This window comes from Corynebacterium ulcerans (genome assembly GCF_900187135.1).
In the GTDB taxonomy this organism is placed as follows: domain Bacteria; phylum Actinomycetota; class Actinomycetes; order Mycobacteriales; family Mycobacteriaceae; genus Corynebacterium; species Corynebacterium ulcerans.
The window spans coordinates 870,994-882,731 of record NZ_LT906443.1 but is presented as its reverse complement, the minus strand read 5'-3'; the positions used below and the strand labels follow the sequence as shown (position 1 = coordinate 882,731).

The following is an 11,738-nucleotide window of genomic DNA, read 5'->3' as shown; positions in this document are numbered from 1 at the left end:
GGCTAGAAAACTATGTCGAATGCTTCCTCCCCCGTGGTTCGAGTCACATGGCCGTTGTATCTTGCTTTTTTGGTGGTTGCGGGCCTTGTGGGGGCGTTAATTTCATGGGGTTTTCTTAGTGAATCCCTGGCCGCATTGGGAATTCCAGACCCCGGGCCGGTGACCACTGCAGGGTTGCCGTTTTTTCGTGCTGCAGGTTGGATGCTTGCAGCTCTTGGTGTGGGTTCGTTTATGTTTTCGGCCTTTTTTGTTTCCCCTCGCGCAAACGCCTCGTTGGATCGTGCGGAGTTGAGCGTCGATGGGCATATCGCGGCACGAACCGGTTCTGTTGCCGTGCTTTGTTTCGGCGCTATTGCGGTCCTCATGATTCCACTTGTGCTTTCCGACGTCTCCGGCCAGCCGTTTTCTCAAGCCGTACAGTTACATAACTGGCCAATCGCTATTACCAAAGTTCCGGCAGCGTTGGCGTGGCTATGGACGGCGATTATCTCTGGCATTGTCGGTGGTTTGTCATTATTGAGTAAGCGTTGGAAGTCCCAACCTGTGTGGTTTGTTGGGGCAATCGCCACGATCATCCCATTGGGGTTGGAAGGGCACTCGGCCGCCGGCGGCGATCACGATTATGGGACGAACTCTCTTTTATGGCATTTGCTTTTTATGCTGCTGTGGGTTGGCGGCCTTATGGCTTTGATTGCGCACGGTAGGCGCTTGGGGCCGGATCTGGGGCTTGCGGTGTCGCGCTATTCGCAGGTGGCTTTATGGTCGCTTGTTGCTATGTCGATCTCTGGTGTGATCAACGCAGCTATCCGAGTGCGTGTGGAGGATTTGTTTACTAGTGGATATGGCAGGTTGATCGTCGCTAAGGCCATCATCACGATTATTTTGGCGGTGTTTGGTTTTGTCCATCGCGCAATTACCGTCCCCCAGCTTCAAAAAAGCGAGGACACTCGGGGGCTTTTTGCTCGCGTCGCGATAGTCGAAGTGCTTGTCATGGCTGCGATCATGGGAGTTGCTATCTCATTGGGGAGAACACCGCCGCCTCCGCCTCGGGTGACTGATCTTTCCCAGATGTCGATCATCATGGGTTATGACCTCACCAAGGCGCCTACATTCTGGAATGTATGGACGGTCTGGCGTTTTGACATTATGTTTACCACCTTGGGAATTGTGCTTACCGTGGCGTATGTTGTGGGACTCCTGCGGCTTCGGGCACAAGGGAAACAATGGAAGTGGCAACGCACATTTTGGTTCTTGTTGGGGAGTATAAGCCTTAGCCTTTGTATGAGTTCGGGCGTGGGGCTCTATATGCCGGCTATGTTCTCCATGCACATGGTGACGCATATGGTCCTATCGATGGTTATCCCAGTCTTTTTAGTGCTGGGAAATCCGCTTCAGCTTGCTCTTGCGACGCTGCGACCGGGGGCGGAAGCTCAGCCAGGGCCTAAGGAATGGCTGGAACAATTTATTGATTCAAAAACGCTGCGTGTGGTCATGCACCCAGCATTTAACACAATTCAGTTTGTTACCATTTTCTATCTCTTATACGTCACCCCTTGGTATGAGGTGATGGTTTCCGAGCATGCGGGTCATCTCTCTATGAACTGGGTCTTCTTGCTGTCCGGGACGCTTTATTATTGGGAAATGATCGGCGGAGACCCTAAGCCGGTGAATAATTCGGTACTATCCCGTCTTGGATGGTTGGTTTTCTCGATGCCTTTCCACCTGTACTTCGGCGTGTACCTTATGCAGCTTTCTAAAATCTTGGCAGAAGGCTTTTACTCTCAGCTCGGTTTGCCGTGGGCAGTTGATCTGATGCATGACCAAAACGTTGGCGGCGGCATTGCATGGGCCTCTGGAGCCTTCCCGTTGGTCATCGTTTTCGGTGCGTTGTTTATGGAATGGCTGAAGGAAGACCGTCGAACGGAGCGTGAGATTGAGAAGCGGATTGAGTCGGATGACGATGAGGATTTCGCTGCCTATAACCAGATGCTGGCAAGAATGAACTCGGGCGAACAGGGTGCGGCGGCGGATTACCATAGCCGGGAGTTTGATAAGTAAGTGCAAAGGGGATAAGCGAAAAGGTGGATGGTACCTCTGCCGTGGTTTTCTATGAGAACTTGAGCGCAGAAGTAGCAAGGTTTATTGACTCAACGTCACTCATTATTTTAAGTGATATATACCCTTTTTATTAGCTAAATGATCGGCTAGCATAAGTTTATGAGTACGCCAGTCATTCAAGTCTCCGCACTTACTAAGTCGTTCCACCGGCACGGCCAACGTAGGCTTGTTGCCGTCGATCGGGTGTCGTTTAGCGTCCCACAGGGCCAGATTGTTGCTTTTTTGGGTCCAAACGGTGCTGGAAAATCCACAACGATCGACATGATTTTGGGACTCAGCTCGCCTGATTCTGGTCAGGTGAATGTACTTGGTGAGCCTCCGCAAAAAGCTACCTGCTCTGGCCGGTGCCAAGCAGTGCTTCAGTCTGGTGGGTTGCTTCCCGACTTCACAGTGCGGGAAACTATTCAGGCAGTTGCCGCCGCACATGGAGCGCGCGGACGGGTAAAAGACATGATTAAGCGTTGGGATCTGTCTAGTTTTGCTCGCAGAAAAGTAGGGAAATGCTCTGGGGGCCAGCAACAGCGATTGCGTTTTGCGTTGGCCATGCTCTCAGATCCGCAAGTGCTTATCTTAGATGAGCCCACTGCAGGATTGGACGTTGAAGCACGCCGGAAGTTCTGGCGCATCATGCGTGAGGAAGCGGATGCTGGCCGCACGATTATCTTTGCTACCCATTACATCGAAGAAGCAGACGACTTTGCGGAACGCGTTATTTTTATCAGCGAAGGAAAAATCGTTGCGGACGGTCCCATCGAAAAGATTAGGGCTTCAGTGCGAGGTGCAACCGTCAGTGCCGTCATTCCGCATGCCTCGATGAAAGAACTCGCCGGATTACCGGGGGTTAAGAACGTAAGCATGAACGGTGATCGAATGACGCTGGACACTACGCATCCAGACGATGTTGCGCGGTACCTGCTTAACCGCACCTCTGCTTATGACTTGTTGGTTTCAACGACATCGCTTGAAGACGCATTTATTGAGTTGACTCATTCACGCGATGGTAAAGCAAAGGACGTAGCATGAATATTCGTTTTGGTCTCATAGACGTCAAGCGCATCGTGCGTAACCCGGCAAATTTAGTGTTTGCCATCTTGTTACCGGCTGGAATGTATCTTCTTTTTGGTGCTATTCAAGGTTATGGAGATGCAAACTTAGGTCATGGCAACGTCAGGGCGGCGATCATGGCATCAATGGCTTCCTACGGTTCTGTTACCGTGGCCACGACTCTAGCGGCAACGTCGGCGCTGGAGCAGGAAAAAGGCTGGGGACGTCAGCTTGCGATGACGCCTCTTGTTGGTGGGAAATACCTTGCTACCAAAGTATTGACGGTGTTGATCGTTTCTTTCGTCCCTGTCCTTGTCGTGTATGTTATTGGTGCTTTGACATCGGCCCAGATAGAAGGTGATATTCGATGGGGCTGGGCGTTCTTAGCATCATGGCTTACGGCAGTGCCGTTTGCATTTTTTGGACTTGGAGTGGCACTGCTTATACGCGGTGAAGCTGCCCTTTCTCTTGCTTCCTTTGGCGTATTAATCTGTGCATTTTTGTCCAATATGTTTATCCCGCTTAGTGGGGTTTTGCTGTCCATATCGCGTTTTATGCCACTGTATGGAGTTAATAAGCTAGCGCGTTTTCCCATATCGGGTTCTGAAGAAGCTATAGCGAATGGGGCTGCACTATCTGCTCCCCTATGGTGGGCGGTAGCTAACATTGCTGCTTGGACTGTTGTGTTTGCGTTGTTTGCTTTTGTTGCCTCGAAGCGGCAGCAAAGAAGATGAAAAAGGAGATAAGGAGTGCCACCTCAGGACAGCTACGCAAAGGGGTGGCACTTTTTTTCTATGGGATTTACGGTTCCTCCTGTTGCTTGATAGCAAAGGTGAGCGGGGCGTTCCATAAATTGTGCTCGCTGTCGGTCCCATCCAAAGTCGATAGGGACGAGTCCCGGGACGACAACTGTTACGGCTGTGAGACCGTATGTTTGCACCTCAGGAAGGGTGGTGTTTATGCAGATCGGGTCAAAACCGGCGTCGATAAGCGCGGCAAGGGCGGAAGGCGTAGCCGCAAAGTCTGTCTCTCTGTACTCGTATAATGGCTGATCTGTGCCGAGCAGCTTGTCGATCCGCGTTGTCCATTCTGGAAACGACACCTGATGTGCATGGTCGAGAACCGAACGAATACGGTCGGGCACAGGTAGACCGGTAGCGCGGACGCGCCGCCGCTCAGGATAAAAAGCCCAGGCTTCGTTGAGCGCTGCGACGGCTGCGGCAGTCAGTGACTCGCGGCAGGCTGAGCCTAGAGACACTGTCACACCATCGTCGACACCTGCGATCACCACTGGAAAACCCAGGTCAGTATAGGCGCGGGCGAGCCGAATCCGGAGCTCAAGTAGTCGTGCACGGCAGAGCAATGGGGCAAGCTCTGCAATGGAATGTGGGAGAAGCGGCAGAGTGGGAATTGATCGTACCCACGTGGACATGATGGCATCGCGTTCAATGAGCTCAAGGCATGCGGCGTGGGTGGCATCTGTGAGCGAACTTCCAATGGCGGAGCCGGAGGAGTTAGTGACGGCCCAGCGGTGCGTCGGCACATCTCCGTAGTACACGCATTCAACAGGAAGAAACACAGAATCATGGGTACAAAGACTGCGGCCTTCCACCCACATGTGTGGCGCGGTAGGGGACCATGGAACTAGTCCGCGATTGAGCGCGAGCATTTCTGGCCCGAACCCTAGCTGTGTAGGAGAGATTGCTCGTCCAGGAAGATCTGTAGCGGCCCCTACGATGACTCTTCCTTGGGAATGGGCGCAGCATAATCGCTCAAGCCCTTCTAATGCTGCGATATTTCGACTGTGGTGTAGCGACTCTGTCTGTCCTGACCACGTGAGATCAAGATTGCAGAGGGCGGTTCTTATGCGGGTAGTCCCGGAAAAGGGAACGGACGTAGTCCAACCGCGATCTAAGTGACCAGGGCCTAGAATCCCCACGGTGGGATCGAGGACAGAAGTGACGATCCCATCAAGAGCCTCCAGCGGAAGCCTATACGGCTTTGAATTTTCCGCAGGTACGGGACGAGGAATTTTCACGACCTGACCCGTGAGTACATGGATTGCCCACGATGAATCGTCTGATAGTTCGGTTGCCACATCACAAAGGTTTTTTAAGGCGTGCTTGGTAGCAAAGCCGGCCGTTCGGCGGTGGCCGGCTTTGCGTGGCGGAGGTGCGTCTGCAGTGGCAGTAAACGCAAGCGAAGAAGCACTAATCATGATGCAAGCAGAACCGGAGCACAACGGGGAAGTCGCTGTGCTCCGGCAGCTTCCTTAGAGAAGAAAGCTTGGAGCTAGGAGGAAGAAGACGTGGAAATGCAGGAGGAGGAAGAGGTAGTGGACGAACACATGCTGAAGAACGCGGTGTCATCAGCATCGACGTAGTCGTTTACCTCAAGACCCTCGACCTCCATTGCGAGCAAATCCAGGTTGAGACCGGACATAGCGTCTCTGTGCATGCTTGTCATGATGGTGTGCTCCTTTCATGGGAAGACGTACGGTTGGACTACTGATATGGACTACCAGGGAAAACTATAAAGAATAGCACTATGATTGCCCATAACATTATGGTACCCAGATAAAGTGAAATGTAAATAACAATTATGGTAACGATTTGCTGTTGAAATATCTCAGAACGTAGTTGTTTTCTGCGTGCAAAATTCCATGCAAATTTTGGTAAATTATTGGTTCTGGATATCGTCTCCAAAATCTTGGTTCCGTCTGAATGCGGAACAGGAATAAGGGAGCCAACAAATGTGAGAAATAAGATTCTGGGAAGCCAGGAGGCGCCGTCGGGAAGCAACCCTTTGTTGTAGAGAAATACGGAAAGCCCTGTGAATATGAGAGTGGTGGCAGGGCCGACCGCAAGGACTGCAACCTTCCCGGCGCGAGAAGATATTGCCAATATTCCCGGTAATTGCAAGCTGAGGAATCGGCGGGGAAAAGGGGCAGTGGAAAATACTGCCGGTTTGATTCCGCACAGCAGAAAAAAGGCGATTCCATGAGCACACTCGTGGGCAATAATGGTGATGATTACGCCGACGAGAATTGTGAAAAAACCGGTGAGATTAGGCGCGCTATGCGTTTGGGTAAAAGCGGAGCCCGCAGACAGGAGCAGGGCCGTCGATGCCGCCGCAAGTGCCATGACTAAGGTGACAAAAGAAACGAACCACACTTCGCGGGGCCGCCCCAACACGCCTACGGGATGCGAAGACGCGCCGGTATCCGGGGCCGCAGTAAGCAGTCCCCGGTGCTCCATCGCACGTATGGCTTGAGCAACCTGCGGAATGACAAGCATTCTCATGTCGACGCTATTCCCATTATCGCGTTGCCGGAAGAGATCCAGCAGCATCCAGGCCTGTGGGCCTAGTTCGCTGAGTTCGCCCTGCGGATTACGTGCTACTGCGAAACTTCGATCAGGACTGTGGATAATCGGACCCAATGCCGCGCCGGGAGCAAAACGGAGATCGTGGATGCTGGTCATATTGCCTCCTGATATAACGCGTGCAGTAAATAAGCTAAATAGGCTTCATCTGAGATATTGACGGACATCCTGTTGTTGGTCATGTGGACATAAGAGCGCAGAAGAAAAATGGAGTTCTCTTTCCACGTGTGGCCGGCCTCTGCCGCAGAATCACCAAAATCAAGCTCGTGAGAGGCATGCGCCGCATGGAGTTTCTCCACTGCAGACGTCATGTGTTGAGTGAAAGTGGCATAGGGTTCGGGGAGACCTGAGCCGTCTGGGGCGCGGCGTAAGGCTTCACGAAATGGCGTGGCTGCGCGTGAGAGCGCCTGAGCCTCAGCGGAGATTTTGTGCTGTGCCGTGGGCGAGGTGTAGCTGGTGGGCATAGAAAAAGACGAGGTCCAACCTGCGTGGTAGCTTTCCCAAAAGCGTCCTATGGATGCGTCGGAATCCAAAACCGTATGCGCAGTGCAGATCATTCCTAGCGCGGCCGCGGCTAATCGTGAGGTACGTGCTTCTAAAACGCCAGAGTGTAAAAGCTTTTCGACGAACAATGTCGAGGTTTGAAAAACATCTTGGCTAAGCGACATCCCTATCCGTCCGCCGTAGCGGTCATATTCACGCTCGTAGTAGCGCTCTCGGATGCAGTTATCTGGTTCTAGGCGCGGCAGGCCATCCTGATCGATGTAGTCGGAGAACCTGGACATGGGGTACTCGTGTTCAAAGAGACGCCGATAGCCTTCGGGATTGCGCAGCGACAGTTGGGGTGCGCTGGAAGGATGAGCGTCAATCCACGGTTGGATAGCCTGATGTGCTGCGCATATGACGTGCTCGCGATCTGCCGGATTGCAAAGCTCTAGCCTTAAGCGGACATGTGCGCCCTCCAACCAGTAATTCATATGGAAGAACCGTTGTACTAGGCCTTCTGTCACGCATGTATGGGCAAAGGGCAGTAGGCAGTCGCGGAGCAAAAGAGAGGGATCTTCTCCATAAAAAATATGAAAAGCGAGCCAGGGGTCGGTTGTGCGCATTAGATACCTTCCTTCAAAGAGCGTGTTCCTGTGACTATGTGTTCCTGTGCTACGCCGGACTCGCCAACAAGAGGAAAGAATTCCTCAATGACACATCCGTAGTGAGCGTTGCGTAATGCACGTATGAGGTTGGTGATCGTTCCCATGATCTGGGAGTTGTAAAACTGTCCTTTGCCCACAACGCCGTGGGCGTCGAATGTTCGCAGAACTCCACACTCGGGTAGACCCTGATACCGGGAAAAGCTGCGCCACCATACCAAGGCTTCCTCTAAGAGACACGGGATATTCATAAAGGTGGTTGAAGTAGGAAAGATCCAGCTTTCTCGCGCGAGGACAGCATCTCCTAGCATCAGACGCGCTTGATGCGTTATCTCTGAATTCGTACGCGGGAAAAAGTCCAAAGAGCAATGCATAGGTGGTGCTAGGAGCATGAGCGCCTGCGTAGATAATGGCAGACCTCGGTCGGTGATGTACCCCATGTATGCGGGGAGGAGTTCGGTGCCGTGGGCGTCGAAAAGCTGCAAGCGTCCACTGGATGCGCAGTAGGCCAGATGCGTGTCTGCGAGTCGAATATCAGACGCACGTGTGGTTTTTCGAGGGTGTCCCGGAATGAGAAGGGTGGTTGGATAGGTAGCCGGATGCGCGTTGAGGTTGGAGACGACTTTTCCGGCTGTCAGCTCGACGAGTTTCACTCCCGCATCAGACGCATAATCAGATAATTCGGACCATGCACGTGTTGCGGAATCTGGCATCGCATGCGCGAACCGAGACCACGGAAAACCTGGCCCGCCAAGTGTCCGGTTAATCACGATCTTGGCTTTGTCGCCTTGCTGAACATAAGCGTTCAAAGACCGAAGCGGATATCTACGCGATTGCACAAGAGGGCGATGATCGATGAGGAGATCACGTATGTCCACGGGGCCAGCGGCGTTGCTTCTTAATGCTGCCACGTGTGCCAGGAAGCGACGCCGCGCACGAATCCATTCCCAAGCCTTACCCAGCGGCAAAGATGCAGTGGACTTCAGATCATTTTCATCGACTGCCTCAATATCAATTTGGCGCAGTGGCGTGAGGACCTCGGCGACAAAACTGTTGACCAGCGCCGGAACATCGTGGCAGATTTCCCCACGGGGGAATTTTGCGGACACAAACTCCTCAAACAACGCGCGTTCTGCCTGCCGCACATCCAGCAGATCGACTAGGTCTGAGAGAGCTTCCCAGTCAAGGGCTGTGCACGAGTCCGCGATGGAGGAGGGAATCGTCGATTCTTTCCCGACCCCATCCTCATACACATGGGTATGGAACATCGGAATGCTGGGATCGACGAGTCGCCGGAGGCTATCCAAGTGGTGCGCGAGATCTAGGATCTGAGTGTGCCTGCGGTCAAAGTCGCTTATCGACGCCACCGCGTTGCATTCCTCCGCGATGCGGGCAATGAGACGCGCAGCAGATACGGCCTTGTCTGACCCACGTGCCAAGTGCGTAACTATCGGCTGTTCAGATACCGCTGTGGACGGGGATAAATCGAGAGTGGGAACAACTAAGGCCGAAATTCGGATGGCATCGAGAACAATGCACTTTGTTTGTGCCTTGCTTAAACCTGTACGCGCCGAGAGCTCTGCGGCCAGCTGCTCACACGTGTATTCGTGGTTTTGGGGAGCACTTGCGGCTAAGGCCATGACCTTTCCAAATAGTCCATTGGAATCGACCACTCGGCGTTCCTCCCGGTAAACGGCTAAGTCCCGGTCGCCGACGTGCCCTAGATATTCGACAGAACACCGAGGCAGTGCGCAGTGACCATGCTCTGATAACGCGTCAGGATTAACCAGAACCGGAAGTGTGGCAATAAAACCAAAGTCCTTCTTCATAGCAGAGAAAATCTGAGCCATAGCGTAGACGTTCCAACGCGCAATAGTGTGCACAGATGTTGGGGCAAGAGTCTCATCCGAGTGCAGGCTGGCGTGGGACAACTGAGACGGCGCGATTGCGCACAGGGCGGAAAACGGTACTGACCGGGTGGCGCTGCGGATCACGTATCCCAGCGCGGTGCGGTGGGCACGAGCTAGCTGCTTGGCAGACATCGCACAATCTGTGCTCAGTTTCCGGATGGCTTTTGCCGCTGGGACTGATGCGGCCAGTACTGCTGAATCGACTCCCTGGTCACGGGCGATCTTCCCGAGGCACTCGCGCTCTCTTTTCTTGGAACTCATGAGTACCTTGTGCAGCTGCTCTGAGGACAGCACGTTTTCGGCGGCAGTGATCACCGTATCTGCGGCAGTCGTTACGCCAGCAGGCAACCGCACACCAGCGGATGTAGCTTTAGCCAGCAGCGCACGAACTTTGCGCACGTCATGATGATGCGCAGCTCGCTTGAGATCGAGTAGCGTGTGGCGCAACACTGTGTGTGTACACCCCGCGACGTCCTGGCGGGCCGCAGAACCAAGGGCATCAAGGGCCGCGTCTACGCGGAGTCGCTGGTCCAGATCGGCAGTAAGTAGTGCGTCGGTGGGGGCGTCGCAAAGCTGCCGCAACGCCTCATACGGCACACTGCAGCTGCGAACCAGGGCTTCATTAAGAAGCTTCCATGAAATGGTTGTCATAGTAACGAGTTCCTCCACCGTGCGTGAGGCCGATCCACACCCACAAGGATGTTGAGGACCGGGATGAGATTATCCGCTAAACCGAGGTAGTTGCGCTGGTACTGAGCATCAAAGCCCAACACAGCGCCCACAGAGACTCGCTCCTGTGCCGCAACAGCATAGACAGCGTGACAAAAGGCCCCGACCTCAGCACATGCCCACCGATAACCAGAGGCGCCGTAAGTAGTGGTTACCCGCTGCAAATCTGCGCACAGCACTAAGACGGCTGAGCTGCGCAGGGGGTCGTAGTTTTTCAGGAGATAGGTGTTGCGCAATAACTCGGGAAGCTGTGGACACGGGCGCGCAGGAGCCGCCGCAGGATATGTCTCACTATCCGCTATAAGCGAATGTGCTAAGTCCATGACGTTGACGCACAGCGCGGCTGCTTGGATACCCGAGGAATAATCGGTTTCAGGAGGGGTTCCCAGGAGTGAAGCGGCCGTGGCGCGCCCGCGTTGCACCATGCGGGTAAGCACACCCACGTCGATTGGAGCTCCGGAATAGCGCCCAAAAGAGCTGGAGCCTCGCTTGATTATTGCTGGTGGCGGGGCGGCGATTCTTTCCGTAGAAAAAGGCGCACGCATACTCTGCATTTCTCGGAGCCGCTGTTTTTGCAAAGCCACAGTGGTGGGAAAACGTACGGGCATCGTTCCCGAGTGTGCGAGTCGAGCAGCAGTCTGGAGAACGGCTGATGGCGCGCCAGCGGTAACAGTGTCTGAAGGGGAGCTGTTAGGCAGCGTGATCGTGCAATATATGGCCTCGTCGAGGGGATCACTACCAAGGAATTCGGAGAGAGCAAGCTCGTCGGGTGACCAGTCGATAGCCACCGGCCCAACCGCTGCATCCAGTTGGGAGACTAACGCCGCGACAACGATCCCCACATCCACGGAGGTCGCTTGATACGCAAAGTCACCGTACTTAAACGCTGAACGCCAAAACTCCACGGTAACCAGCAGGGTCTCACCGGCAGAACGCGAGCGTTCGCCTCGTGGGGAATCAGCCCTCAGCTGCTGCCATTGGCAGGTTATGGGGTTGAATAAGTACAGGCCAGCGGGCAGGTGGCTATCTCCGGGGCTGTATCTGTAGAAGTTCACTGGGTATAAGCCTCCGCCTGAGGCTGTATTCCGAGACCACTGAAAAGATTGCGCCTCAGATCGGGTCCTTGTCGGCGAGTTGCAGTCGACTTCTGCGCGCAGATGAGTTCTGATCAGAGAATCCTCCAGCGCTTGCGCAATAGCGATGTCCGTGGGGGACATGGCGTGTGTATGAAGCTGGAAACGAGGGGCGTCTGGAACAATTTTTGCGGGATAGGGTTGATGGTTCCAAAAAGGACCTTGAGCAGGGAAGACCATGCCATGTTCTTTGCGCTCCAGAATGAGCTGCGTGTATTCGGTCGCAGCGTTATCCGTTGTGGCCCAAAAATCTGCAGTATGGCGATCCATAGG

The 11,738-nt window shown here is 53.9% G+C and carries 9 protein-coding genes; 3 read left to right on the top strand and 6 right to left on the bottom strand.

Features of this window, described 5'->3' with window-relative positions; genetic code table 11:
* Positions 1–12: 12 nt before the first annotated feature.
* The 3 genes from CKV68_RS03965 to CKV68_RS03955 all read left to right on the top strand — a co-directional run bounded on the left by CKV68_RS03965 (position 13) and on the right by CKV68_RS03955 (position 3,896).
* Complete coding sequence (locus tag CKV68_RS03965) at positions 13–2,058, top strand: cytochrome c oxidase assembly protein (RefSeq protein ID WP_095075635.1); 2,046 nt, start codon at positions 13–15, stop codon at positions 2,056–2,058.
* A gap of 159 nt (positions 2,059–2,217) precedes the next feature.
* Complete coding sequence (locus CKV68_RS03960; RefSeq protein WP_095075634.1) at positions 2,218–3,141, top strand: ABC transporter ATP-binding protein; 924 nt, start codon at positions 2,218–2,220, stop codon at positions 3,139–3,141.
* Positions 3,138–3,896, top strand: a complete 759-nt coding sequence (locus CKV68_RS03955; RefSeq protein WP_013912132.1) for an ABC transporter permease — start codon at positions 3,138–3,140, stop codon at positions 3,894–3,896. Before CKV68_RS03960 ends, CKV68_RS03955 begins: the two co-directional genes overlap by 4 nt.
* A 32-nt stretch (positions 3,897–3,928) precedes the next feature.
* On the opposite strand, the gene CKV68_RS03950 is transcribed toward CKV68_RS03955, so the two are convergent.
* From CKV68_RS03950 to CKV68_RS03925, 6 genes are all read right to left on the bottom strand, one after another.
* Positions 3,929–5,380 (bottom strand): YcaO-like family protein, encoded by a 1,452-nt coding sequence (locus CKV68_RS03950; RefSeq protein ID WP_095076224.1) that lies wholly within the window; start codon positions 5,378–5,380, stop codon positions 3,929–3,931.
* Positions 5,381–5,454: 74 nt separating this feature from the next.
* Entirely contained in the window at positions 5,455–5,628 is a 174-nt protein-coding gene (locus CKV68_RS03945; RefSeq protein ID WP_013912130.1) for a thiazolylpeptide-type bacteriocin, read from the bottom strand.
* Positions 5,629–5,666: 38 nt separating this feature from the next.
* Positions 5,667–6,644, bottom strand: coding sequence for a zinc metalloprotease (locus CKV68_RS03940; protein ID WP_095075633.1), 978 nt, complete (start codon positions 6,642–6,644; stop codon positions 5,667–5,669).
* Entirely contained in the window at positions 6,641–7,654 is a 1,014-nt protein-coding gene (locus CKV68_RS03935) for a lantibiotic dehydratase C-terminal domain-containing protein (RefSeq protein ID WP_013912128.1), read from the bottom strand. Before CKV68_RS03935 ends, CKV68_RS03940 begins: the two co-directional genes overlap by 4 nt.
* Complete coding sequence (locus CKV68_RS03930; RefSeq protein ID WP_095075632.1) at positions 7,654–10,254, bottom strand: lantibiotic dehydratase; 2,601 nt, start codon at positions 10,252–10,254, stop codon at positions 7,654–7,656. Before CKV68_RS03930 ends, CKV68_RS03935 begins: the two co-directional genes overlap by 1 nt.
* On the bottom strand, positions 10,251–11,735 hold the full coding sequence (locus CKV68_RS03925) for a nitroreductase family protein (protein WP_095075631.1): 1,485 nt from the start codon (positions 11,733–11,735) through the stop codon (positions 10,251–10,253). Before CKV68_RS03925 ends, CKV68_RS03930 begins: the two co-directional genes overlap by 4 nt.
* Positions 11,736–11,738 lie beyond the last annotated feature (3 nt).

Excerpts from the sequence above, each read along its gene's own strand:
- CKV68_RS03965 (WP_095075635.1), top strand. The coding sequence starts at position 13 with ATGTCGAATGCTTCCTCCCCCGTGGTTCGAGTCACATGGCCGTTGTAT.
- CKV68_RS03960 (WP_095075634.1), top strand. The coding sequence starts at position 2,218 with ATGAGTACGCCAGTCATTCAAGTCTCCGCACTTACTAAGTCGTTCCAC.
- CKV68_RS03955 (WP_013912132.1), top strand. The coding sequence starts at position 3,138 with ATGAATATTCGTTTTGGTCTCATAGACGTCAAGCGCATCGTGCGTAAC.
- CKV68_RS03950 (WP_095076224.1), bottom strand. The coding sequence starts at position 5,380 with ATGATTAGTGCTTCTTCGCTTGCGTTTACTGCCACTGCAGACGCACCT.
- CKV68_RS03945 (WP_013912130.1), bottom strand. The coding sequence starts at position 5,628 with ATGACAAGCATGCACAGAGACGCTATGTCCGGTCTCAACCTGGATTTG.
- CKV68_RS03940 (WP_095075633.1), bottom strand. The coding sequence starts at position 6,644 with ATGACCAGCATCCACGATCTCCGTTTTGCTCCCGGCGCGGCATTGGGT.
- CKV68_RS03935 (WP_013912128.1), bottom strand. The coding sequence starts at position 7,654 with ATGCGCACAACCGACCCCTGGCTCGCTTTTCATATTTTTTATGGAGAA.
- CKV68_RS03930 (WP_095075632.1), bottom strand. The coding sequence starts at position 10,254 with ATGACAACCATTTCATGGAAGCTTCTTAATGAAGCCCTGGTTCGCAGC.
- CKV68_RS03925 (WP_095075631.1), bottom strand. The coding sequence starts at position 11,735 with ATGGATCGCCATACTGCAGATTTTTGGGCCACAACGGATAACGCTGCG.